Origin of the sequence: Enterobacter cloacae complex sp. 2021EL-01169, assembly GCF_020733125.1 — a bacterium.
Classification (GTDB): domain Bacteria; phylum Pseudomonadota; class Gammaproteobacteria; order Enterobacterales; family Enterobacteriaceae; genus Enterobacter; species Enterobacter roggenkampii.
In genome coordinates this window covers 778,438-802,402 of record NZ_JAJFTC010000002.1, presented here as the reverse complement: position 1 = coordinate 802,402, position 23,965 = coordinate 778,438, and the positions used below count along the sequence as shown (strand labels likewise).

25 protein-coding genes are annotated in these 23,965 nt (G+C 55.9%); 10 read left to right on the top strand and 15 right to left on the bottom strand.

What is annotated here, in order from left to right; all coding sequences use genetic code 11:
• The first annotated feature begins 5 nt into the window (after positions 1 to 5).
• The 3 genes from secF (at position 6) to LLF79_RS10220 (ending at position 2,179) form a co-directional block, all read left to right on the top strand.
• Entirely contained in the window at positions 6 to 977 is a 972-nt protein-coding gene (gene secF / locus LLF79_RS10230; protein WP_008503342.1) for a protein translocase subunit SecF, read from the top strand.
• Positions 978 to 1,118: 141 nt separating this feature from the next.
• Positions 1,119 to 1,484, top strand: coding sequence for a VOC family protein (locus LLF79_RS10225; RefSeq protein ID WP_008503341.1), 366 nt, complete (start codon positions 1,119 to 1,121; stop codon positions 1,482 to 1,484).
• A 14-nt stretch (positions 1,485 to 1,498) separates the two neighbouring features.
• Positions 1,499 to 2,179 (top strand): YafY family protein, encoded by a 681-nt coding sequence (locus LLF79_RS10220; RefSeq protein ID WP_008503340.1) that lies wholly within the window; start codon positions 1,499 to 1,501, stop codon positions 2,177 to 2,179.
• 88 nt (positions 2,180 to 2,267) lie between these two features.
• On the opposite strand, the gene LLF79_RS10215 is transcribed toward LLF79_RS10220, so the two are convergent.
• A complete protein-coding gene (locus LLF79_RS10215) occupies positions 2,268 to 3,146 on the bottom strand; it encodes a nucleoside-specific channel-forming protein Tsx (protein WP_227879459.1) in 879 nt (292 codons plus the stop codon).
• A gap of 270 nt (positions 3,147 to 3,416) precedes the next feature.
• Complete coding sequence (locus LLF79_RS10210) at positions 3,417 to 3,956, bottom strand: DUF3251 domain-containing protein (protein WP_227879458.1); 540 nt, start codon at positions 3,954 to 3,956, stop codon at positions 3,417 to 3,419.
• Positions 3,957 to 4,108: 152 nt separating this feature from the next.
• Between LLF79_RS10210 and nrdR the strand changes: the two genes are divergently transcribed.
• The 5 genes from nrdR (at position 4,109) to thiL (ending at position 7,714) form a co-directional block, all read left to right on the top strand.
• Positions 4,109 to 4,558 (top strand): transcriptional regulator NrdR, encoded by a 450-nt coding sequence (gene nrdR, locus LLF79_RS10205; RefSeq protein WP_008503337.1) that lies wholly within the window; start codon positions 4,109 to 4,111, stop codon positions 4,556 to 4,558.
• A gap of 4 nt (positions 4,559 to 4,562) precedes the next feature.
• Positions 4,563 to 5,666 (top strand): bifunctional diaminohydroxyphosphoribosylaminopyrimidine deaminase/5-amino-6-(5-phosphoribosylamino)uracil reductase RibD, encoded by a 1,104-nt coding sequence (gene ribD / locus LLF79_RS10200; RefSeq protein WP_227879457.1) that lies wholly within the window; start codon positions 4,563 to 4,565, stop codon positions 5,664 to 5,666.
• Between the two features lie 87 nt (positions 5,667 to 5,753).
• Positions 5,754 to 6,224, top strand: a complete 471-nt coding sequence (ribE, locus tag LLF79_RS10195) for a 6,7-dimethyl-8-ribityllumazine synthase (protein ID WP_003859098.1) — start codon at positions 5,754 to 5,756, stop codon at positions 6,222 to 6,224.
• Between the two features lie 21 nt (positions 6,225 to 6,245).
• The gene (nusB, locus tag LLF79_RS10190; protein ID WP_006809908.1) at positions 6,246 to 6,665 is read left to right on the top strand and encodes a transcription antitermination factor NusB; all 420 of its coding nucleotides are present in this window, start codon (positions 6,246 to 6,248) and stop codon (positions 6,663 to 6,665) included.
• 77 nt (positions 6,666 to 6,742) lie between these two features.
• Positions 6,743 to 7,714, top strand: coding sequence for a thiamine-phosphate kinase (thiL, locus tag LLF79_RS10185; protein ID WP_021241664.1), 972 nt, complete (start codon positions 6,743 to 6,745; stop codon positions 7,712 to 7,714).
• 61 nt (positions 7,715 to 7,775) lie between these two features.
• Here thiL and LLF79_RS10180 read toward each other — a convergent pair whose 3' ends face one another.
• From LLF79_RS10180 to xseB, 4 genes are all read right to left on the bottom strand, one after another.
• Entirely contained in the window at positions 7,776 to 8,750 is a 975-nt protein-coding gene (locus tag LLF79_RS10180) for an aldo/keto reductase (protein ID WP_023343484.1), read from the bottom strand.
• A gap of 64 nt (positions 8,751 to 8,814) precedes the next feature.
• Positions 8,815 to 10,677, bottom strand: coding sequence for a 1-deoxy-D-xylulose-5-phosphate synthase (gene dxs / locus LLF79_RS10175; protein WP_227879456.1), 1,863 nt, complete (start codon positions 10,675 to 10,677; stop codon positions 8,815 to 8,817).
• Positions 10,678 to 10,701: 24 nt separating this feature from the next.
• Positions 10,702 to 11,601 (bottom strand): (2E,6E)-farnesyl diphosphate synthase, encoded by a 900-nt coding sequence (ispA, locus tag LLF79_RS10170; RefSeq protein WP_008503332.1) that lies wholly within the window; start codon positions 11,599 to 11,601, stop codon positions 10,702 to 10,704.
• Positions 11,602 to 11,844, bottom strand: coding sequence for an exodeoxyribonuclease VII small subunit (xseB, locus tag LLF79_RS10165; protein WP_008503331.1), 243 nt, complete (start codon positions 11,842 to 11,844; stop codon positions 11,602 to 11,604).
• A gap of 191 nt (positions 11,845 to 12,035) precedes the next feature.
• Between xseB and thiI the strand changes: the two genes are divergently transcribed.
• Positions 12,036 to 13,484, top strand: coding sequence for a tRNA uracil 4-sulfurtransferase ThiI (gene thiI, locus LLF79_RS10160; RefSeq protein ID WP_021241661.1), 1,449 nt, complete (start codon positions 12,036 to 12,038; stop codon positions 13,482 to 13,484).
• Between the two features lie 94 nt (positions 13,485 to 13,578).
• Here the strand turns inward: thiI and yajL are convergent, their stop codons facing one another.
• Together yajL and panE are read right to left on the bottom strand one after the other, a co-directional pair.
• Positions 13,579 to 14,172 (bottom strand): protein deglycase YajL, encoded by a 594-nt coding sequence (yajL, locus tag LLF79_RS10155; RefSeq protein ID WP_227879455.1) that lies wholly within the window; start codon positions 14,170 to 14,172, stop codon positions 13,579 to 13,581.
• Positions 14,135 to 15,046, bottom strand: coding sequence for a 2-dehydropantoate 2-reductase (gene panE, locus LLF79_RS10150; RefSeq protein ID WP_049121546.1), 912 nt, complete (start codon positions 15,044 to 15,046; stop codon positions 14,135 to 14,137). Before panE ends, yajL begins: the two co-directional genes overlap by 38 nt.
• A gap of 121 nt (positions 15,047 to 15,167) precedes the next feature.
• On the opposite strand from panE, the gene LLF79_RS10145 reads away from it, so the two are divergent.
• A complete protein-coding gene (locus LLF79_RS10145) occupies positions 15,168 to 15,659 on the top strand; it encodes a YajQ family cyclic di-GMP-binding protein (RefSeq protein WP_008503327.1) in 492 nt (163 codons plus the stop codon).
• A 30-nt stretch (positions 15,660 to 15,689) separates the two neighbouring features.
• On the opposite strand, the gene LLF79_RS10140 is transcribed toward LLF79_RS10145, so the two are convergent.
• From LLF79_RS10140 to ampG, 7 genes are all read right to left on the bottom strand, one after another.
• Positions 15,690 to 17,051 carry an MFS transporter gene (locus tag LLF79_RS10140; protein ID WP_008503326.1) on the bottom strand — a complete coding sequence of 454 codons (1,362 nt, stop codon included), beginning with the start codon at positions 17,049 to 17,051 and terminating at the stop codon, positions 15,690 to 15,692.
• A 149-nt stretch (positions 17,052 to 17,200) separates the two neighbouring features.
• Positions 17,201 to 18,088 (bottom strand): heme o synthase, encoded by an 888-nt coding sequence (gene cyoE, locus LLF79_RS10135; protein ID WP_008503325.1) that lies wholly within the window; start codon positions 18,086 to 18,088, stop codon positions 17,201 to 17,203.
• An 11-nt stretch (positions 18,089 to 18,099) separates the two neighbouring features.
• A complete protein-coding gene (locus tag LLF79_RS10130; protein WP_006176899.1) occupies positions 18,100 to 18,426 on the bottom strand; it encodes a cytochrome o ubiquinol oxidase subunit IV in 327 nt (108 codons plus the stop codon).
• Positions 18,426 to 19,040: a cytochrome o ubiquinol oxidase subunit III gene (locus LLF79_RS10125; protein WP_008503324.1), complete on the bottom strand. Its 615-nt coding sequence runs from the start codon at positions 19,038 to 19,040 to the stop codon at positions 18,426 to 18,428. Before LLF79_RS10125 ends, LLF79_RS10130 begins: the two co-directional genes overlap by 1 nt.
• The gene (cyoB, locus tag LLF79_RS10120; RefSeq protein ID WP_008503323.1) at positions 19,030 to 21,021 is read right to left on the bottom strand and encodes a cytochrome o ubiquinol oxidase subunit I; all 1,992 of its coding nucleotides are present in this window, start codon (positions 21,019 to 21,021) and stop codon (positions 19,030 to 19,032) included. Before cyoB ends, LLF79_RS10125 begins: the two co-directional genes overlap by 11 nt.
• A 16-nt stretch (positions 21,022 to 21,037) precedes the next feature.
• Positions 21,038 to 21,985, bottom strand: coding sequence for a cytochrome o ubiquinol oxidase subunit II (gene cyoA, locus LLF79_RS10115; RefSeq protein WP_227879454.1), 948 nt, complete (start codon positions 21,983 to 21,985; stop codon positions 21,038 to 21,040).
• Between the two features lie 479 nt (positions 21,986 to 22,464).
• Positions 22,465 to 23,940 carry a muropeptide MFS transporter AmpG gene (gene ampG, locus LLF79_RS10110; protein WP_065101739.1) on the bottom strand — a complete coding sequence of 492 codons (1,476 nt, stop codon included), beginning with the start codon at positions 23,938 to 23,940 and terminating at the stop codon, positions 22,465 to 22,467.
• Positions 23,941 to 23,965: the final 25 nt, after the last annotated feature.

Sequence of the window (23,965 nt, the reverse complement as noted above, 5' to 3'; positions counted from 1 at the left end):
GCGTTGTGGCACAGGAATATACTGTTGAACAATTGAACCACGGCCGTAAAGTCTGGGACTTTATGCGCTGGGACTACTGGGCCTTCGGCATTTCAGGTTTCCTGCTGATTCTGTCCATCGTCATTATGGGCGTGAAAGGCTTTAACTGGGGTCTCGATTTTACCGGTGGTACGGTAATTGAAATCTCCCTGGAAAAACCGGTCGATATGGACCAGATGCGCGAATCGCTGCAGAAAGCGGGCTTTGAAGAGCCGCTGCTGCAGAACTTCGGCAGCAGCCGCGACATCATGGTGCGTATGCCGCCGGTGCACGATGCCAACGGCAGCCAGGAGCTGGGCAGTAAGGTTGTTAGCGTGATTAACGAAACAACCAGCCAGAACGCGGCGGTTAAGCGTATTGAGTTCGTCGGCCCAAGCGTGGGTGCTGACCTGGCGCAGACCGGTGCGATGGCGCTGCTGGTGGCGCTGATCTCCATCCTGGTGTACGTCGGTTTCCGCTTTGAGTGGCGACTGGCGGCCGGTGTGGTTATCGCTCTGGCGCACGACGTGGTGATCACCATGGGCATACTGTCGCTGTTCCACATTGAGATTGACCTGACGATTGTGGCATCCCTGATGTCCGTCATCGGTTACTCACTGAACGACAGTATCGTGGTATCTGACCGTATCCGTGAAAACTTCCGTAAGATCCGTCGCGGTACGCCGTACGAAATCTTTAACGTGTCGTTGACCCAGACGCTGCACCGTACCTTGATCACATCCGGTACCACCCTGATGGTGATCCTGATGCTGTTCCTGTTCGGTGGCCCGGTTCTGGAAGGCTTCTCCTTGACCATGTTGATTGGTGTCACCATCGGTACGGCGTCGTCTATCTACGTTGCGTCCGCCCTGGCGCTGAAACTCGGCATGAAGCGTGAGCACCTGCTCCAGCAGAAAGTCGAAAAAGAAGGCGCGGATCAGCCGTCCATTCTGCCGTAAGGCGACGTTTACTGCGTATCAAAATCCCGGTCGGTTGACCGGGATTTTTTTTATCTGCTCCTGACAAACACTCCTGACAGTATGCTGTCAGGAGCCCTGTCGTAGACTCCTTCTGAACCCAAACAACAGGCAGGAGGATGTATGAAAAGCGTCATTAACTGGTTTGAAATTCCGGTCTCGGATATGGATCGCGCCATCAAATTTTATGAGCCGGTGATGCAGCTTGCGCTGCGTCGCGAGAAAATGGACTGTGCGGAGCTGGCGGTTTTCCCGCATGAGGATCCCGCCACCGGAGGCGCACTGGCAAAATTTGACGGCGTTACACCGTCTTTGCAGGGCGCTATTATTTACCTGCATACTGACAATCTGGCGGCAACGCTCGATCGCATCGCCTCTGCGGGCGGCGAGTGCGTGTTTGGCCCGCTGGAACTGCCGCATGGCATTGGCACTATCGCCTTGTTTACCGACAGCGAGGGTAACCGCGTCGGCCTCCATCAACCTGCCTGAGAGCGAACTAAGAAATGACCCGACGCGCTGACCGTTTGTTTCAGATTGTGCAGATCCTGCGGGGCAGGCGTCTGACAACGGCAGCGCATCTGGCGGACCGGCTTGGCGTGTCCGAGCGCACGGTCTACCGCGATATCCGCGACCTGTCGCTTTCCGGCGTGCCGGTGGAAGGTGAGGCGGGGAGCGGATATCGGCTCATGTCGGGCTTTGACCTGCCGCCGCTGATGCTGACAAATAAGGAGTCCGAGGCGCTGATCGTCGCGATTCGCCTGCTCAAAACCTGGGGCGGAGAATCGTTGTCGCGCGAGCTGGAGTCGGCTCAGGAAAAGGTGCTGGCGATTCTGCCTGAGGAGAGCCGTCGAAAGGCGGAGCAGACGCGGATCTACGCCCCGGATTTTTGCATGCAAAGCCACTCCCGCAGCGATTTTGACAGGATCCATCAGGCAATTTCCGCCCAGCAGGTGCTGGCGCTGCATTACCGTGATGAAGCAGGACAGCTGTCTAAACGTGAGGTTCAGCCGCTGGGGCTGTTCTTCTGGGGAGAGCGCTGGCTGCTGGCCGCGTGGTGTGAACGGCGCGATGACTATCGCTGTTTCCGGCTCGACAGATGCCTCAATATTGTGGCTACGGAAAGGCGGTTTAGCGAAAGTGCGGACAGGTCTTTGGCGGATTTTTTGCGCAAGGTGAGGCAGTAAAAAGCCGGGTGGCGGCTACGCCTTACCCGGCCTACATTTGGGTCGTAGGCCCGGTAAGCGTAGCGCGACCGGGCGAAACCCGCACTGATTAGAAGTTGTAACCTACAACCAGGTAACCACCCCAACCGGTAGAACGGACGTGTTCGTTCATCCATACCAGTTTAGCGTCGTCGTTCCACTGGCCGCCGTTGTGCCAGTAACGTGCCACAACAGAGTAATGCCAGTGATCGTAGTTCAGCGCCAGGATGTGGCTGGAGGCGATGGAGTCATTGGTACGCTGCTTAATACCGTTCTCTGCGTAACCGCTCTTATCGCCCAGATCTGAACCCCAGTCGAAGTTGGTGAAGCCGATATAGCTCAGATTACCGCCCCACAGCTGGGTGATTGGCACAAAGTATTTCACTTTGAAACGATAGCCATCCCATTCGTTCTGGTTTTCAGCGCCATAGTTCTGCCACTGATATTTGGCATAGACGTTCAGAGACAGGCTCATTGGCAGGCCGGTGTCGATGTCCGTACCCAGACCCATATACCAGGTGCTCTGACGACCGGACTCGTTGCGGCCCATGTCGTAAATGTAGTTGTTCGCGAAGTACCACTCTTTGAACGGGCCGAAGCTCAGATCGGTGCCGGTCAGCTTGTCGATGGAGAAGCGTGGTTCGATTTCCATGAACAGAGGGGAGCCGTGGTTCCAGATACCTTTAGCCTGAGAGTTACCACCGAAGAAGACCGGTGCATCCATGTAGCCGTAGAAATCAAACCAGTCTTTCTTGGCGAACGCTTCATATTCCAGGTAGGTATCGTTACGAATCTGAGGTCCGAAACGCGTGTGGTAGCTGCCGACCACGTTAACGCTCTGGTGCCACCAGTCGGAGAGGTATTCTGGTTTGTCGTTTTCCGCTGCGTTAACAGTGAAAGAAGAGGACAGTGCCAGCACGGCGCCAGCTGCGAGTAATGTTTTTTTCATAATCATGCCACTGATTGAAATTCCCTTCCGGGAGTGAAAAATGCGCGAATTGCGTTTCTAAATATTTCGTGTTTCTGCGGTGCCTATTATAGGAATCCCTGCTCACAAAAATATGTGTTGTTTCACATATCTCTCATGCGCGTAATCGATTGCGTTCACGTTTGCGTACTTTAAACGGCCGGGATTGTAGCGGCAATCATTTATGTTGCCAATCCATACGAAATGTAAATGTTAGCGGAGTGACATTTCACTCCGCTAAAAAAGAGAGGATTACTGCGCGGCGGGTTGAATGTCGTGAATGCGGATAAAGCCTAACTGTTCCGGCGTAAGGCCGCTTAACTGAAGCGGAATATCCACATCACTGGGTGCTAAAACACTGGCCGGGGCGGTGAAGAGCTGATTCTTCACGTTCACCTCCTGGTAGTTCTCCGTGGTGCCCTGGATCTGGCCCCACTCGACGGTGCCGCTGAAGGCCGAAAGCGGATCGTTGGACTCTCCCTTGATGCGTAATGTTGCGCGAGTACCATCGGCATTCGCCGCCACATTCACCAGAGACATTTTTAGCGTGCCAATCTGGCTGTTCAGCAGGGCAGGCGTATTCGCCCCCGGCAGCAGGTACACCCCGCTGGTAGATTTCGCGTTCAGCGCGTTTTGCTGGGTGATCTTCACCGTTTCTTTGTTTAGCTTGTCCATCGCCGTATTGAGCGTATTGACGCTCTGTTTCATCTGACGGACTTCGGTTTGCTGTGCACAGGCGCTAAGGGTGAAGAGGCTCCCCACCAGCAATATTTTCAGGTAACGTCTTGTCATTGCGTTTATTTCCTTGAAATAACGGATCGTCCTAATGGTAGCCAGCATCATTGTGTCAGACATAGATCCTTTTTCTCAAAAAGCTCTTCCTTTGTTGTCAGGCCAGTTCAGGGTAAAATGAAAATCAGTTAACCAGATAACAGGGATACCGTATGCATTGCCCATTCTGCTCCGCTGTGGATACCAAAGTCATCGACTCTCGCCTTGTGGGCGAAGGGTCTTCAGTGCGCCGTCGTCGGCAGTGTCTGGTGTGTAACGAGCGTTTCACGACCTTTGAGGTGGCAGAGCTGGTCATGCCGCGCGTGGTTAAAAGTAACGACGTGCGTGAGCCGTTTAACGAAGAGAAACTGCGCAGCGGAATGCTGAAAGCCCTTGAAAAACGTCCCGTCAGCGCGGACGACGTGGAGATGGCGCTAAACCACATAAAATCTTACCTTCGTGGTTTGGGTGAGCGTGAAGTGCCCAGCAAGATGATCGGCAACCTGGTAATGGAGCAGCTGAAAAAGCTCGATAAGGTCGCCTATATCCGCTTTGCCTCGGTCTACCGCAGTTTCGAAGACATCAAAGAGTTTGGCGAAGAGATCGCCCGCTTACAGGATTAAGCTCATGCAAGATGAGATGTACATGGCGCGAGCCATGAAGCTGGCGCAGCGCGGTCGTTTTACGACCCATCCCAACCCGAACGTCGGGTGCGTTATCGTTAAAGATGGCGAGATCGTGGGGGAGGGCTTTCACTATCGCGCAGGCGAACCGCATGCTGAGGTTCATGCGCTGCGCATGGCCGGCGAGAAGGCGCGCGGTGCGACGGCCTACGTTACGCTGGAGCCCTGCAGCCATCACGGGCGTACGCCACCGTGCTGCGACGCGCTGATTGCCGCGGGGGTGTCGCGCGTGGTTGCATCGATGCAGGACCCGAATCCGCAGGTGGCCGGACGTGGTCTGTATCGTCTGCAGCAGGAAGGCATTGACGTCAGCCATGGCCTGATGATGCAGGACGCGGAAGCGCTCAACAAAGGTTTCCTGAAGCGCATGCGTACCGGGTTCCCGTATATCCAGCTTAAGCTGGGTGCCTCGCTGGACGGTCGTACGGCGATGGCAAACGGCGAGAGCCAGTGGATAACATCTCCGCAGGCAAGGCGCGATGTGCAACGTCTGCGTGCGCAAAGCCATGCTATTCTCACCAGCAGTGAAACCGTTCTGGCTGACGATCCGGCCATGACCGTGCGCTGGGACGAGCTGAATGCCGATACCCAGGCTCTGTATCCGCAGGAGAACCTGCGTCAGCCGCTGCGTATTGTCATTGATAGCCAGAACCGCGTGACGCCGGAGCACCGCATCGTCCAGCAGCCAGGGGAAACCTGGATTGCGCGCACCAAAGAAGATACGCGCGCATGGCCGGAAGGCGTACGCAGCATTACGGTGCCGGAACATAACGGGCATCTGGATCTGGTGGTGCTGATGATGCTGCTCGGCAAGCAGCAGGTGAACAGCATCTGGGTCGAAGCGGGCCCGACGCTTGCCGGCGCGCTGCTTCAGGCGGGGCTGGTGGATGAACTGCTTGTTTACGTTGCGCCTAAACTGTTGGGCAGTGACGCGCGCGGCCTGTTTGTGCTGCCCGGCCTTGAAAAACTGGCCGATGCACCACAACTCAAATTTAGCGAGATTCGTCCGGTAGGTCCGGATGTCTGCCTCCACTTAACGACAGCGTAATTGCTCCCGAAATAGGGAAGCAGTGCGCAAAGTATTATGATAAAATCCGCCCCCCTGCGGGGCCAAATGAACCCGTAAAGGAAGAGTATGAACATTATTGAAGCTGCTGTAGCTACCCCGGACGCTCGCGTCGCCATCACCATTGCGCGTTTCAACAACTTCATCAACGATAGCCTGCTGGAAGGTGCGGTTGACGCCCTGAAACGTATCGGCCAGGTTAAAGATGACAACATTACCGTTGTTTGGGTTCCAGGCGCTTACGAACTGCCACTGGCGGCGGGCGCGCTGGCGAAAACCGGTAAATATGACGCGGTGATTGCGCTGGGGACCGTTATTCGTGGCGGCACTGCGCACTTCGAATACGTTGCGGGCGGTGCAAGCAACGGTCTGGCACACGTTGCGCAGGATGCTGAAATTCCTGTCGCGTTCGGCGTGCTGACCACCGAAAGTATTGAACAAGCCATCGAACGTGCTGGCACCAAAGCCGGTAACAAAGGTGCAGAAGCTGCACTGACCGCGCTTGAAATGATCAATGTATTGAAAGCCATCAAGGCCTGATTTTTTTGTAAGGGGAATTCCGTGAAACCTGCTGCTCGTCGCCGCGCCCGTGAATGTGCCGTCCAGGCACTTTACTCCTGGCAGTTGTCCCAGAACGACATCGCTGATGTTGAATACCAGTTCCTGTCAGAACAGGACGTGAAAGACGTTGACGTTCTGTACTTCCGTGAACTGCTGTCGGGAGTGGCGACTAATAGCGCGTATCTCGATGGTCTGATGAAACCTTACCTGTCCCGTCTGCTCGAAGAGCTGGGTCAGGTAGAAAAAGCAGTGTTGCGCATTGCGCTGTTTGAGCTGTCTAAACGTGATGATGTGCCGTACAAAGTGGCCATCAACGAAGCGATCGAACTGGCGAAAACCTTCGGCGCTGAAGACAGCCATAAGTTTGTAAACGGCGTACTTGATAAAGCAGCACCTGCGATCCGTCCCCACAAAAAGTGATCCGCAAACCGGAGTTCTGCATTGCCTGACGGGCAGTGCGGCTCCGGTTTTTTCTTTTATTTGCTGAGGCATAACGTATGGCATGCGGCGAATTTTCCCTGATTGCCCGTTATTTCGACCGTGTCAGAACCTCTCGTCTTGATGTTGAAACCGGCATCGGCGATGACTGTGCACTTCTCAATATTCCCGAAAAACAGACGCTGGCAATCAGCACCGACACCTTAGTGTGCGGACGTCATTTTTTACCGGATATCGATCCTGCCGATCTGGCGTATAAGGCACTGGCGGTTAACGTCAGCGATCTGGCGGCGATGGGGGCCGATCCCGCGTGGTTAACCCTGGCGCTGACGCTGCCTGAGGTAGACGAAGCCTGGCTTGAAGCTTTCAGCGATGCGCTGTTTGAGCAGCTTAACTACTACGATATGCAGCTGATTGGCGGTGATACCACTGCCGGGCCGCTGTCGATGACGCTGGCGATCCATGGCTATGTACCGCTTGGTCGCGCGCTGAAGCGTTCGGGTGCAAAACCCGGCGACTGGATCTACGTGACCGGTACACCGGGCGACAGCGCCGCGGGCCTGGCGATTCTTCAGGATCGCTTAACCGTGAAGAACGCTGACGATGCGGCGTATCTGGTGAAACGCCATCTGCGCCCGACGCCGCGTATTCTGCACGGTCAGGCGCTGCGCGAGCGCGCAAGCTCGGCTATCGATCTCTCTGACGGGCTGATCTCAGATCTTGGCCATATTCTGAAGGCCAGCGGTGTCGGCGCGCGCGTAGACCTGGATCTGTTCCCGCTGTCAGAGGAACTGCTTCGTCATGTTGAACCTGAACAGGCACTGCGCTGGGCGCTGTCCGGTGGTGAAGATTATGAACTGTGCTTTACCGTTCCGGAGCTGAACCGTGGAACGCTCGACGTGGCGTTAGCGCATCTTGGCGCGAAATTCACCTGTATCGGGCAGATCATGCCGGAGAGTGAAGGGCTGAAGTTTGTGAAAGACGGTGCGCCGGTTACGCTGGACTGGAAAGGGTACGATCACTTCGCGTGATGTTGTACGCTCTGTATTGCCGGGTGGCGGCTCCGCCTTACCCGGCCTACAAAAGAGGGGCTTATTTAAACCCCACCACCGGATGCTGCTGATACGGCGTCTCCAGCTCGGCAACCTGTTCGGGCGTCAGCGTGATATCCACCGCGTTTAACAGTTCGTCCAACTGCTCTTCCCGGGACGTGCCGATAATGGGAGCCGCGACGCCGCGTTTACCCAGCAGCCATGCCAGCGCTACCTGGGCGCGGGTTGCGCCGGTATCGTCGGCAATGCCGGCCAGGCGTTCGGCAATCAGTGCATCGCTGGCCTCTGTTCCTTCATAGAGATTTTTTCCCACTTCATCCGAGACCAGACGGGCCGTAGTTTCGCCCCACGGACGGGTCAGGCGACCGCGCGCGAGCGGGCTCCACGGGATGACCGCCACGCCCTCCTGATGGCACAGCGGCAACATCTCACGCTCTTCTTCACGATAGATCAGATTGTAGTGATCCTGCATGGTGACAAAGCGCGCCCAGCCGTGCTGCGCCTGCAGATCCAGCGCCTGAGCGAACTGCGACGCGTGCATCGACGATGCGCCGATGTAGCGTGCTTTACCGGCTTTGACGACGTCATTGAGCGCCTCAAGCGTCTCCTCGATCGGCGTGTTGTAATCCCAGCGGTGAATTTGCAGCAGGTCGACGTAATCCATGTTCAGGCGCCTGAGGCTGTCGTCAATGGAACGCAGGATCTGCGCGCGAGAAAGGCCCTGCGGCAGGTCGCCCACCGGGTAGTACACCTTGGTGGCAACGACGATGTCATCCCGACGGGCAAAATCGCGCAGGGCGCGGCCGACAATCTCCTCGCTGCTGCCGTCGGAGTAGCTGTTGGCGGTGTCAAAGAAGTTAATGCCGCCCTCGATGGCGCGTTTGATGATCGGACGGCTGCTCTCTTCCGGCAGCGTCCAGGCGTGGTTCCCCCGATCGGGCTCGCCAAAGGTCATGCATCCCAGACAAAGTCGGGAAACCTTAAGGTCCGTTTTTCCTAATGTTGTGTATTGCACGGTTCCGCTCCTGCTGTTTAAACAATACGTTTAAGCATAGCAGGAGCGGAAAAGGGGGGAGGGATCAGTCCAGCCAGGCGCGGATTTTAGCTTCGATACCGGCAGCGTCCAGGCCAATCGCCGCGCGGGCTTCGTCCTGGGTACCTTGCGGGATGAAATAGTCCGGCAGGCCGAGGTTCAGCACCGGAACGGCTTTACGGTTTGCCATCAGCACCTCGTTCACGCCGCAGCCCGCACCGCCCATAATCGCGTTCTCTTCCAGCGTGACCAGCACGTCGTGCGCCTCCGCCATACTCAGGATCAGGGATTCGTCGAGCGGCTTCACAAAGCGCATATCCACGAGGGTAGCATTCAGCGTTTCAGCTACTTTCGCCGCCTCTGGCATCAGCGTGCCGAAGTTCAGGATCGCCACTTTCTCACCGCGACGTTTAACCAGACCTTTACCGATCGCCAGTTTCTCCAGCGGCTGCAGCTCAACGCCCACCGCATTGCCGCGCGGATAGCGAACGGCGCTTGGGCCATCCTGATAGTGGTAGCCGGTAAACAGCATCTGACGACATTCGTTCTCGTCGCTTGGCGTCATGATCACCATATCCGGAATGCAGCGCAGGAACGACAGGTCAAACGCGCCCTGGTGCGTCTGGCCGTCGGCACCGACGATGCCCGCACGGTCAATGGCAAACAGCACCGGCAGCTTCTGGATCGCCACGTCGTGGATCACCTGATCGTAGGCGCGCTGCAGGAAAGTGGAATAGATAGCGACAACCGGTTTGTAGCCGCCGATCGCCAGGCCCGCTGCAAATGTCACCGCGTGCTGCTCGGCAATGGCCACGTCGAAATACTGGTCAGGGTATTTTTTAGAGAACTCTACCATGCCGGAGCCTTCGCGCATGGCCGGGGTGATCGCCATCAGCTTGTTGTCTTTTGCGGCGGTTTCGCACAGCCAGTCGCCGAAGATTTTTGAATAGCTCGGCATGCCGCCGCTGCTTTTCGGCAGACAGCCGCTGGACGGGTCAAATTTCGGTACCGCGTGGAAGGTAATCGGATCTTTTTCCGCTGGTTCGTAGCCACGCCCTTTTTTGGTCATGATGTGCAGGAACTGCGGGCCTTTCAGGTCGCGCATGTTCTTGAGCGTGGTGACCAGCCCCAGTACGTCGTGGCCGTCAACCGGGCCAATATAGTTAAAGCCCAGCTCCTCAAACAGGGTGCCCGGCACGACCATGCCTTTGATGTGCTCTTCGGTACGCTTAAGCAGCTCTTTGATCGGCGGAACGCCGGAGAAGACTTTTTTACCGCCTTCACGCAGCGAGGAGTAAAGCTTGCCGGAGAGCAGCTGTGCCAAATGGTTGTTCAGCGCGCCAACGTTCTCGGAGATCGACATTTCGTTATCGTTGAGGATAACCAGCATGTCCGGCTTGATGTCGCCCGCATGGTTCATGGCTTCGAAGGCCATACCCGCGGTGATGGCACCGTCGCCAATCACGCAGACGGTGCGGCGCTGCTTGTTCTCTTTCTCGGCGGCGACGGCAATACCGATGCCCGCAGAAATGGAGGTGGAGGAATGGCCGACGCTCAGCACGTCATACTCGCTCTCACCGCGCCACGGGAACGGATGCAGGCCACCTTTCTGACGAATAGTGCCAATTTTATCGCGACGTCCGGTCAGAATTTTGTGCGGATAGGCCTGGTGGCCCACGTCCCAGATGAGCTGATCGAACGGCGTGTTATAGACGTAGTGCAGCGCCACGGTCAGCTCTACCGTGCCAAGCCCGGAGGCGAAATGGCCGCTGGAGCGGCTTACGCTGTCGAGCAGGTAGCGACGCAGCTCGTCGCACAGCTTCGGCAGGCTCTCTTTCGGCAACAGACGTAACTCCTGGGTGGAGTCAACTAACGCCAGTGTCGGGTATTTGGCAATATCAAAACTCATCAAAGGCTCATCGAGATATATAGTTTATTTATCACGCTGGATTATATAGTCCGCTAGCGCTTCCAGTGCCGAGGTATCCAGCGATTGCGCAGCCAGTTCATTCAGTGACTGGCGGGCATCGTCAATCAGATCCCGGGCTTTACGTTGGGCTTGCTCAAGACCCAGCAGGGCGGGGTAGGTACTTTTGCCAAGCTGCTGGTCCGCACCCTGACGTTTACCCAATGTTGCAGTATCGCCCACCACATCCAGAATGTCATCCTGAACCTGGAATGCCAGACCGATACTTTCTGCGTATCTGTCCAGAATCGGCAGGGCTTTGCGCCCTTGCTCACCCGCGCTCAGCGCGCCCAGGCGAACGGCGGAACGAATCAATGCCCCGGTTTTATGGCGATGAATACGCTCCAGCTGTTCCAGATTAACCTGACGTCCTTCCGCTTCAAGATCCAGCGCCTGACCGCCGCACATGCCGGCCACGCCGCTGGCCATGGCCAGTTCGGAAATCATTGCCAGACGGTCACGGTCAGCCACTTCGGCCATTGGCGCGTCGCTCAGAATCGAGAACGCCAGCGTCTGCAGGGCATCACCCGCCAGAATGGCATTCGCCTCGCCAAACTTGATGTGGCAGGTGGGTTGACCCCGACGCAAATCGTCGTCGTCCATCGCCGGGAGATCGTCGTGGATCAGCGAGTAGGCATGGATGCACTCAACGGCGGCTGCCGGGGCGTCCAGCGTGTTATCGCTGATGCCAAACATGTTGCCGGTGGCGTACACCAGGAACGGGCGCAGGCGCTTTCCACCCAAGAGTGCGCCATAGTGCATGGCTTCAACCAGAGGAGTGTTCTGAAAAGGCTGTGGCGCAATAAATCGGCGCAGGGCGTCGTTGGCGCGTACAACGCGCGCCTGAAGCTCGTTGGCAAAATCCATTTACTCGGCGTCCGGTGTGAAAGGCGTGGTTTTCGCGTCTTCGCTGTCGGAAAGCAGGATCTGCACGCGCTGCTCGGCCTGCTGCAGTTTGACCTGCCCCTGGCGCGCCAGCTGCACGCCGCGCTCGAATTCGTTGAGCGCCTCTTCCAGCGGGAGATCGCCGCTCTCAAGACGGGTAACGATTTGCTCCAGTTCACTCAGCGCAGTTTCGAAACTGGCCGGTGCGTCGTTCTTCTTCGGCATAGTGAATTGACTCTTATATTCTCAGCCCCGACATGGTAACGGACTCAGGGCAATTATCAAATAACGCGCAATGTGCACAGGAGCGGCGCGATGGTGGTATACTTGCGCGCCTGGATGCAGCCACGGGTGTGGGCTGCTGTACTCTTTTCCATTACAAGCCTTAATACGCTTGCCTAAGAAACATTGCCGCCATGAAGTTTATCATTAAATTGTTCCCTGAAATCACCATCAAAAGCCAATCTGTGCGTTTGCGCTTTATTAAAATTCTCACCGGGAACATTCGTAACGTTTTAAAGCACTACGACGAAACCCTCGCCGTGGTGCGCCACTGGGACCACGTTGAGGTTCGTGCGAAAGACGAAAACAAACGTCAGGATATTCGCGACGCGCTGACCCGTATTCCAGGGATCCACCATATTCTGGAAGTGGAAGATGTCCCGTTCAGCGATATGCACGACATCTTCGAAAAAGCGCTGGTTCAGTACCGCGATCAGATCGAAGGCAAAACCTTTTGCGTGCGCGTGAAGCGTCGCGGTAAGCACGAATTCAGCTCCATTGAAGTGGAACGTTACGTTGGCGGCGGTTTGAACCAGCACGTTGAGACGGCGCGCGTGCGTCTGACCAACCCGGACGTGACCGTTAATCTGGAGATCGAAAACGATCGCCTGCTGTTGGTGAAAGGCCGCTATGAAGGTATCGGTGGCTTCCCGATCGGGACTCAGGAAGATGTTCTGTCCCTGATCTCCGGCGGCTTCGACTCCGGCGTCTCCAGCTATATGCTGATGCGCCGCGGCTGCCGCGTACACTACTGCTTCTTCAACCTGGGCGGCGCGGCGCACGAAATCGGCGTTCGTCAGGTGGCGCATTACCTGTGGAACCGCTTCGGCAGCTCCCACCGCGTGCGTTTCGTGGCAATCAATTTCGAACCGGTGGTCGGCGAGATTCTGGAGAAAGTGGACGACGGCCAGATGGGCGTCATCCTGAAGCGCATGATGGTGCGTGCGGCATCCAAAGTGGCTGAACGCTACGGCGTGCAGGCGCTGGTCACAGGCGAAGCGCTGGGCCAGGTCTCCAGCCAGACGCTGACCAACCTGCGCCTGATCGACAACGTGTCTGATACGCTGATCCTGCGTCCGCTGATCTCCCACGACAAAGAGCACATCATCGACCTGGCGCGCGAAATCGGCACCGAAGATTTTGCCCGCACCATGCCGGAATACTGTGGCGTGATCTCAAAAAGCCCGACCGTCAAAGCGGTGAAGGCGAAGATCGAAGCGGAAGAAGAGAACTTCGATTTCAGCATTCTTGATAAAGTGGTGGAAGAAGCGTCCAACATTGATATCCGCGAGATCGCCCAGCAGACCGAGCAGGAAGTGGTAGAAGTGGAGACCGTGAGCGGTTTCGGCGCGAACGACGCGATTCTGGATATCCGCTCCATTGACGAGCAGGATGACAAGCCGCTGCAGGTTGACGGCGTCGAAGTGGTTTCTCTGCCGTTCTACAAGCTGAGCACAAAGTTTGGCGACCTCGACCAGAGCAAAACGTACCTGCTGTGGTGTGAGCGCGGGGTGATGAGTCGCCTGCAGGCGCTGTATCTGCGCGAGCAGGGCTTTGCCAATGTGAAGGTGTATCGTCCGTAGTTTCTCGCCCGGTGGCGCTTCGCTTACCGGGCCTACGGTACCGTGCATTTGTAGGCCGGGTAAGGCGTAGCCGCCACCCGGCTTTTTTTATGCACTACTCTTCATAGTAATTATAAATCCCCGCTGGCATCACCAGCGATGACGCCACTTCGTACGCCTTCTCGCGCCCGCCCAGCAGGTCGATAATCTTTAAGCCAAAATCAATCGCGGTGCCCGGGCCCTGGCTGGTCAGCAGGTTGACGCGGGGATCCCAGACGACGCGCTTGTCCACCCATTGATCTTCCGGAATGGTGTCTTTCAGCCCCGGGAAGCCGGTCATATTGCCGATGGGGAAGATGTCATGGGGAACCAGAACCGTTCCGGCGGCGGCACAAATGGCGGCGACGATGCGGCCGGATAAATGGAACTGACGCACGGTCTCAACCAGCAGCGGGCTGTCACGAAAACATTCCGCGCCCTTCAGCCCACCGGGCAGCACGATGATGTCGTAATCTCCGTCAGCCACCTGTACCAACGGTGCATCTGCAAGGATTTTCACCCCGCGTGAACAGGTGATTGCCAGATTACCGTCGCTGGCGACGCTGGCGGTGGTGACCTTAATGCCGCCGCGCACCATCAGATCAATGGTGGTGACCGCTTCCATCTCTTCGCTACCAGGGGCGAGGCAGATCAGTGCCGACGCGCTCATATTCACTCTCCTTACGTTTAACCAGGTCATACAGACGGGCGTTTTCCGGCACCGCGATGCCGTGTGCGCGGGCGCGTTTTAGCAGATAGCCGGTGATGTAGTCGATCTCCGTGTGGCGTAATGCCCGAACATCCTGCAGCATCGAGGAGATGTTCTCAGCTGTACTCTCAATAACCTGCTCGACATAACAGCGCAAATCGTCTGCTGAGGTATGCAAGCCTTCCCGCTCAACGACCGCCGCGACTTCTGCACAGAGGGACGCCACCTCCTGCGGATGGTTTTTCAGTTCACCGTTCGGGCAGTTCCACAGCGCCGTCAGCGGGTTGATCACACAGTTAACGGCCAGCTTGCGCCAGAGTTGAGGGCGAATGTGGTTATGCCAGGCCACGTCCGGGAGCACCTTCTGCAGCACATCGGCAAGATAGCTGTAGTCCCCATCCTGCGTTCTGGCAGGCCCGATGTGCGTCACGCCGCTGGCGACATGCACGATGATGTTGCCGTCGCGGCGCGCAGCGTGGGTGGTCGTTGCCATCAGCAGGGGCTGCGGAACGCTTTTCAGCTCATCCAGGGTTCCCATGCCGTTATGCAGCAGCAGTATGGGCGAAGTGGGGGGGAGCTGCGCGGCCAGCATTTTTACCGCGTCTGAGACCTGCCAGGCTTTAAGCGTCACCAGTAAAAGGTCGCTTTGCGCCAGGAAATCAGGATCGTTCGCGGTGAGGGATTCGTTAAAGATGCTTCCGTCTTCACCAATCAGGTTTACACTGCAATAAGGCTGGGGCACGCGCAGCCAGCCCTGAACCTCATGTCCGTGCTTGCACAGTGCGGTCAGCCACAGCTGACCAAGCGCTCCGCATCCGAGCACCGTAATTTTCATTGTTCCTCCTCACCTGCAACTGCGCCAGGTGTTACAGCTTAATTATACAGCTAAGCTTCTGTTGAGTTATGCCTCGTAGCGGGTATTATGCAACGCAACAAAAGTGAAGGGAGAAGAAAAGATGCCATCTTTCGATATTGTTTCCGAAGTTGATATCCAGGAAGTTCGCAACGGCGTTGAGAACGCAACCCGCGAAGTTGAGTCACGTTTCGATTTTCGTGGCGTTGAGGCGTCGTTTGAGCTGAACGACGCAAATAAGACCATTAAGGTGCTGAGCGAGTCTGATTTCCAGGTGAATCAGCTGCTCGACATTCTGCGCGCCAAGCTGTTGAAGCGCGGCATCGAAGGGACCTCACTGGACGTGCCGGAGGAGTTCGTCCACAGCGGCAAAACGTGGTTTGTTGAAGCGAAGCTGAAGCAGGGCATCGAGAGCGCGGTGCAGAAGAAGATTGTGAAGCTCATCAAAGACAGCAAGCTGAAGGTGCAGGCGCAGATCCAGGGCGAAGAGATTCGCGTCACCGGTAAATCCCGCGATGACCTCCAGTCCGTGATGGCGCTGGTGCGCGGCGGCGACCTGGGGCAACCGTTCCAGTTTAAAAACTTCCGCGACTAATATAAAAAGCCCGGTTTACCCGGGCTTTTTTCACGCTTTCAGCGCCTGCTCGACCTCAAAGCGGTTGGTCACCTTGCTGTCAATTTTGACATAAGCGCTGCGCTCCTCGGGAACAATCAGCACTTCCGTGACCCCTTCTTTTGCTTCCAGACGCTGTTTCAGCGCGTCGCTAATCTCCACATCATCCGGGATTTCTACGCGCAGGCTGCTCACGTAGCGCGGCTCTTTCATGGTGCCGGCGACCAGCAGCCAGACTGTCGCCAGCAGCGCGCCCGCGAGAAACACGGTTTGCGAATCAAACAGGCCGTCCACCCAGCCACCAAGCGAGCCGCCGATTGCCACGCCGAGGAACTGGCTGGTGGAGTAAATACCCATCGCCGTGCCTTTGTAACCGGCGGGGGACTCTTTGCTGATCAGCGACGGCAGCAGGGCCTCCATCAGGTTAAACGCCAGGAAGAACAGCTGTACCCCGGCGATCAGTTCCCAGAAGTGCGGGCCGGCGCCCCAGAGCACGATCTCGGCAATCAGCAGGAGCGCCACGCAGCCCACGAAGACGCGTTTCATTTTGCGCTTCACTTCGGCGTAGATGATGAACGGCACGACGGAGACAAACGAAATCAACATCGTGACCAGATAGATTTTCCAGTGCTCAGCCGCCGGGAAACCCGCTGCGGCAAGCTGGCCGGGAAGGGCGACAAAGGTCGACATCAGCAGAATGTGCAGGCACATAATGCCGAAATTCAGCTTAAGCAGGCGCGGCTCGACAATCACCTTGCTGAAGCAGCCTTTTACCATGCCGGATTCACGGTTCAGAACGTGGTTTTTGCTGTCCGGCACCACCCACAGGGTTAAGGCAATGCCGAGGGTCGCCAGCACGGCAATCATCCAGAACAGGGCGTGCAGGCCGAGCGCATGGGTGATTATCGGGCCCAGCACCATCGCAATCGCAAACGTCACGCCAAAGCTGACGCCGATAAAGGCCATGGCTTTGGTGCGGTTCTGCTCGCGGGTTAAGTCTGACAGCAGCGCCATCACCGCGGCGGCAATCGCGCCGGAGCCCTGCAGGGCGCGGCCAAGAATAATCCCCCAGATGGAGTGGGAGAGGGCGGCAATGACGCTTCCGAGCACAAAGACCAGCAGCCCGCCGACAATCAGCGGTTTGCGGCCCACCCGGTCAGAGAGCAGGCCAAACGGGATCTGGAACACCGCCTGCGCCAGACCATAAATGCCAATGGCGAGGCCAATCAGCGCCTCGCTGGCCCCCTGCAGCGCCATACCGTACGTGGTCAGAACAGGCAGGACCATAAACATGCCAAGCATCCGTAGCGAGAAGACAGTCCCTAAGCCCCAGGTCGCGCGTAGCTCGCCTGGCGTCATTTTATAATCGTTCATTACCACCTCAGTTCAAAAGCAGGCCATAGTGTAGTGCGGGGAAGGGGCGGGGTAAATAAAGGGTTATTTAACAAATATTACATGCGTTATTAATGGATTTTATGAATAAAAAAGGGTGCCGAAGCACCCCTTTATTCACCTGTTGTGGCTTACCAGACGTAAGTCAGCAGGTTATGTGAATCTGGCACCATGAAGTCCACGGACATCATCACGGACAGCGAGGTGATGGCTACAATCGAGAACACAAACAGCTTGCGCGCCCAGACTTTGTCATCTTCCACTTTGTAACCGCGCAGTGCCATGCCGAGCCACCAGACGCTCACCGCAGCCGCTACCGCCAGATATTTGTATCCGGCGTAACCACCCAGAGAGAGCATCAGCGTTGCCACGGCAAAGGCGATGATGTACAGCGTGATGTGGTTCTTGGCAACGGAGATGCCCTTCACGACCGGCAGAACCGGGATGTTCGCTGCCTGATAATCCTTAAAGCGGAAAATCGCGATGGCATAGGAGTGCGGCATCTGCCACAGGCTAAAGATAGCCAGCAGGATCAGCGCACCGCTGTCGAACTCGTTCGTGACCGCGCAGTAGCCAATCACCGGCGGCGCAGCGCCGGAGAGAGAACCAATCAGCGTGCCGTAGACGGAGTGACGTTTCATATACAGGCTATAGATGCCCACATACACCACGAACCCCATCACCCCCAGCCAGCAGGCCAGCGGGTTAGCACCAAACCACAGCAGCATAAAGCCAGCAATACCCAGCAAGGTGGCGTACACCAGCGAGACGGAAGGGGCGATCAGGCCTTTCACCAGCACCCGATTTTTGGTCCTTTCCATCTTCTTGTCGATATCCATGTCGATGTAGTTGTTAAATACACAACCGGACGCAACAACCAGTGACACACCGACCAGCGTGTAGATAAAGAGGGCGTAATCAATGCTGCCCTTAGAGGCCAGCAGGAACCCTCCGATCACGGAGATCAGGTTGCCAAAGATGATGCCTGGTTTCGTTACTTGCAGGTATTGCTTAAACATACTCGCCGCTCTTAGTGAACCATCATGTTGTAGTTGAGGTTCCACATAATCCAGATGGAACCGACTACCAGGATAGCGATGATAATCACGGTAAAGATAAAGGCGGTCATGTTCCAGCCTTCATCGGACTTGGTGTTCATGTGCAGGAAGCAAACCAGATGCACCAGAATCTGAATCACCGCGGTCACCAGGATTGCACCCAGGATAACCGGCTTAGACGCAGAACCGCTCATCACCATCCAGAACGGGATCACCGTCAGGATGATCGACAGGATGAAACCTGTCATGTAGGTTTTTACGCTGCCGTGGGAAGCGCCATGATCGTTAGAATGACTCATTACATCGCCCCCATCAGATAGACAACAGAGAACACACAGATCCACACCACGTCCAGGAAGTGCCAGAACAGGCTCAGGCACAGGATACGGGTACGGTTAGTACTGGTCAGGCCGCGACGGGAGATCTGGAACATCAGGACTGCCATCCAGATCAGACCGGAGGTCACGTGCAGACCGTGGGTGCCAACCAGCGCGAAGAACGCGGACAGGAAGCCACTGCGATCCGGGCCGAAGCCTTCCATGATCAGGTGATGGAATTCATAGATTTCCATCCCGATAAATCCAGCACCAAACAACCAGGTCAACGCCAGCCAGGAGACAACCTGGCTCTTGTTGTTTTTGTACATGGCGATAGCCGCCATGCCGTAGGTGATGGAGCTGAATAACAGCAGTGCGGTTTCAACCAGAACGAACGGCAGTTCAAAGATGTCCTTGCCGGTCGGGCCGCCCGCTGTGCCGTTCACCAGAACGGCATAGGTCGCGAACAGACAGCAGAACAGAATGCAGTCGCTCATCAGGTAGATCCAGAAACCGAAGACTTTGGTCGGTCCTGTATCGTGGTGCGCATGTTCATGCGCGTGGGCAGTTGAGTGCGCCAGAGTATCAGTTGCCATTTTTCAGCCCCGCTTTAGAAATCTCGTCGAAATGCTGATTTTCCAGCTTTTCAACTTCACGGACTGGTACGTAGTAGTCCACGTCCTCGTCAAAGCTCTTCACAATCCAGCTGATTACGATGCCAGCAAAGCCAACAATCGCCATCCACCAGATGTGCCAGATCATTGCGAAACCAAATACCGTTGCGAAGGCGGCAATCACGATGCCCGCACCGCTGTTTTTCGGCATATGGATCTCTTCGTAATGAGCAGGTTGCTTGTACGCTTCACCTTTTTCTTTCATTTCCCAGAATGCGTCGCGTTCATGAACCTGAGGCACGATGGCAAAGTTATAGAAAGGCGGTGGAGAAGAGGTCGCCCACTCCAGCGTACGGCCACCCCATGGGTCACCGGTCAGGTCACGGTTCTGGTCGCGGTCGCGAATAGACACGTAGAACTGAATCAGCTGAGACGCGATACCACAGGCAATCAGCACGGCACCGCCCGCTGCAACCATCAGCATTGGGTGGAACTGCGGATCAATCTGCTGGCTCAGACGACGGGTCATACCCATGAAGCCCAGCACGTACAGCGGCATAAAGGCGACGAAGAAGCCGATGATCCAGAACCAGAACGCGCGTTTACCCCATTTTTCATTCAGCGTGAAGCCGAACGCTTTTGGCCACCAGTAGGTTACGCCAGCGAAGCAGCCGAAGACCACGCCACCGATGATAACGTTATGGAAGTGCGCAATCAGGAACAGACTGTTGTGCAGCACGAAGTCAGCACCCGGTACCGCCAGCAGTACGCCGGTCATCCCACCGACGGAGAAGGTCACGATGAAGCCGATGGTCCACAGCATTGCTGAGTGGAACACGATACGGCCCTGATACATGGTGAACAGCCAGTTGAAGATCTTCACCCCGGTCGGGATGGCGATAATCATGGTGGTAATACCGAAGAAGGCGTTTACGTTCGCGCCCGCACCCATGGTGAAGAAGTGGTGCAGCCAAACGATGAACGACAGAACGGTAATACACACGGTTGCCCACACCAGAGAGGTGTAACCAAACAGACGTTTACGCGAGAAGGTTGCCGCGATTTCGGAGAACACACCGAATACAGGCAGAACCAGGATGTAAACTTCCGGGTGACCCCATGCCCAAATCAGGTTGATGTACATCATCATGTTGCCACCCATATCGTTCGTGAAGAAATGGGTGCCCAGGTAGCGGTCCAGGGTCAGCAGCGCGATGGTAACAGTCAGAATTGGGAAGGACGCAATAATCAGGATGTTGGCGCACAGAGATGCCCAGGTAAATACCGGCATCTTGAACATGGTCATGCCAGGGGCACGCATCTTGATAATGGTCACGAAGAAGTTGATACCGGTCAGGGTCGTACCGACACCGGAGAGCTGAAGCGCCCAAATCCAGTAGTCGACGCCAACGCCCGGGCTGTACTCAATTCCTGACAGCGGTGGGTAAGCCAGCCAGCCGGTCTGCGCGAATTCGCCCACACCCAGTGACAGGTTAACCAGAATAACGCCGACAACGGTGAACCAGAAGCTCAGGTTGTTCAGGAACGGGAACGCAACGTCGCGCGCGCCGATTTGCAGCGGAACGACCACGTTCATCAGACCGATAACCAGCGGCATCGCCACGAAGAAGATCATGATAACGCCGTGGGCGGTAAAGATCTGGTCGTAGTGGTGCGGTGGCAGGAAGCCGGCTTCACCCGCAGACGCGAGCGCCTGCTGGCTACGCATCATGATCGCATCCGCAAAGCCACGAATTAACATGACGATACCGACGATGCAGTACATGATACCGAGTTTTTTGTGGTCAACCGAAGTCAGCCACTCATTCCACAGGTAGCTCCACTTACCGAAGTAAGTGATCAGGCCAACTAAGGCCGCGCCACCGATGATAATTGCAGCCACCGTAACCATGATAATCGGTTCATGGTAGGGCACTGCATCCAGTGTCAATTTTCCGAACATTTTCTTCCTCGGCCCCTTAGTGAGCGGTTTCCGCGTGGCTCATGTCCATGCCTTCCATACCTTCGTGCGCGCTGTGCTCGCCTTCTGGCTGGGTCATGTCCATGCTCTTGCCGTGATCCATAAATTTGCCAATAACGTCTTTGAACAAATCAGGCTTCACGTTAGAGAAGTACTCCACCTTGTTGTATTCGCTAGGTGCAGCCACTTTTTCGAACGCCGCCATGTCAGACATGGTGTTTGGAGACTGTTTCGCTTTTTCAACCCACTGGTCGAAAGCGGCACGGTCTGGCGTTGCAATAGCTTTGAACTTCATACCTGAGAAGCCCGGGCCGCTATAGCTGGCGGAGATACCATCGTAGGTGCCTGCTTCATTCGCGATCAGATGCAGGTTAGTCTGCATACCGGCCATCGCGTAAATCTGGCTACCCAGACGCGGGATGAAGAAGGAGTTCATTACGGAGTTGGAGGTCACTTTGAACTGAACCGGAGTGTTCGCCGGGAAGGCGATTTCATTCACGGTAGCAATGCCCTGCTCTGGATAGATGAAGAACCATTTCCAGTCCATGGAGACCACTTCAATGGTAATCGGTTTTTCATCGTGAACCAGCGGCTTGCTTGGCTCAAGTGCGTGAGTGGTTTTCCAAGTCAGTACGGCAAGGAACAGGATGATCAGGATAGGTACCGTCCAGACCACAGCTTCCACTTTGTTGGAGTGTGACCAGTTCGGGCTATACTTCGCATCTTTATTGCTCGCACGATACTTCCAGGCGAAACCAATAGCCATCAAAATGGCTGGAATAACCACAATCAACATCAGGCCAAAAGCCGTCAATATCAGTGAACGTTGTTCCAGTCCAATCTGTCCTTTGGGGTCTAGTAGTGCAGAATCACAGCCACTGAGTAATACAGTGCCTGCGAATAATGACAACCATCCCAAACTTTTATTGTATTTCCTGAGTCTCATTTAACGACCTCAATTCCACGGGAGTCTGGTGGCGTTTAAAGTGTGCGGGCATTTTACGGGAAGGTTACATTACTGTAAACATCATTAGGCCTGTGTCAGGAAGGTGTTACCGGGTTCTGCCGCACGTGTCACAAGTGTTGCAAATTATGTCGGTTTTTATGACTGAAGCCGCATGAGATGGGCTTTATAACGAAAGGACCCCCAAGCATACCCTAAAAGGGACAATTGGTATAACCATTGTTAAAAATAAACAAAAAATTAACAATTAATTATCAATAAAAAGACATCTAAAAAACGAAAAATCAAACTATCGCATGCTGAATCGTTTAATGAAAAATAGCGTTTTGGAACCAGAGCCAATAATTTCCAAATCCTATCCCGCACAAAACAACAAATATTTTTTTTAGTCGATGGTGGCTATTTCACCGTTATAATTTCGGTTGGTGATTACAACGGGAAATAACCTTTCGCATTTTTCTTCAGGTCAGCTGCGTTTTACGCAACGCCATGAAATCGAGCAGACCTCCCGTCAGGATCCCGACGATGGCCAGAAGGGCTCCGGCGTCCAGCAGAAGGGCCTCAAAGGGGAGCGCCAGTGATGTGCTGGCATTAATAATGAGCACGATAAGCCAGAGTGCCAGCGCAACGCAGCCCATCATTAACAGACGTAACGCAAAACGGTAGGCGCGGTGATATTCAGTTCGTGGCATAAAGTGTTCGGTCCGCTGGGTATATTCCAGCGTCTGGCGACAGACCAGCAACAATAAAATCCCCGGCACGGCAGCCACGACGGAGAAAAGATAAAACGTTGGCCAACCGTGGGCTTCCACAAACCAGCCGGCAATCGGACCTACGTAAACGCGGCCAACGGCAGAGAGCGCCGAGAGCAGCGCGAACTGCGTGGCGGAAAATGACTTGTTGCACAGGGTCATCAGCAGGGCGACAAAGGCTGCTGTCCCCATACCGCCGCAGAGATTTTCGAAGAACACCGCAGCGGCCATGCTGATCATATGTTTGTCGGTAATCGACAGCAGCCAGTAGCCCGCGTTAGAGGCACCCTGAAGAATGCCGAAGATCAGCAGTGCGCGGAACAGCGTCAGGCGCTGCATCAGCACGCCACCGTAAAGTGCCCCGACAATGGTCGCAAACAGCCCCAGCGTTTTATTCACTACCCCCACTTCACCAGCGTCAAAACCGACACCGCGGATCAGGAAGGTGGTGGTCAGGCTCATGGCAAAGGCGTCGCCAAGCTTATAAAGGACGATCAGCAGCAGAATCAGCCAGGCGTTGTTGCGGCCAAAGAAGTCGCGCAGCGGTTCCGCCACGGCCTGCTCCAGCGAGCGGGGAACCGGAATAACGTCGCTCGGTTCGGGGGCAAAGAGCGTGGCGATAATGCAGGGGATAAGCAGGGCGGCCATCAGCCAGTACATGCCCTGCCAGCCGAGGTAACGGTCGGCAAGCCACAGCGCCAGCCCGCCGGAGACCAGCATCCCGAGGCGATAGCCCAGCACGCTGATGGCCGCACCGGCACCGCGTTCTTCCGCAGGTAACACGTCCGTCTTCCAGGCGTCGAACACGATATCCTGAGAGGCGGAACAGAAGGCAATCACCACCGCAAGCGCGGCCATCCAGCGCAGCTGCGTGGTGGGCTCAAGAAACCCCATCGCCGCGATGGCCAGCAGCAGCAGGACCTGCGTCATCACCAGCCAGCCGCGGCGACGCCCGAGGAACGGCGGCGTATAGCGATCCATCACCGGCGACCACAGGAACTTGAAGACATAGGCCTGACCGACAAGCGAGAAGAAACCAATGGTTTTGAGATCGATGTTCTCGACCGTCATCCACGCCTGAAGCGTGCCGGAGGTGAGCGCGAGGGGTAAACCCGAGGCAAAGCCGAGGATCAGCAGAATCGCTGATTTCGGTTGCTGGAAAATGCGTAAGTAATGGCTGGACATGTTCTTATAAGACTGACCCGGTGTT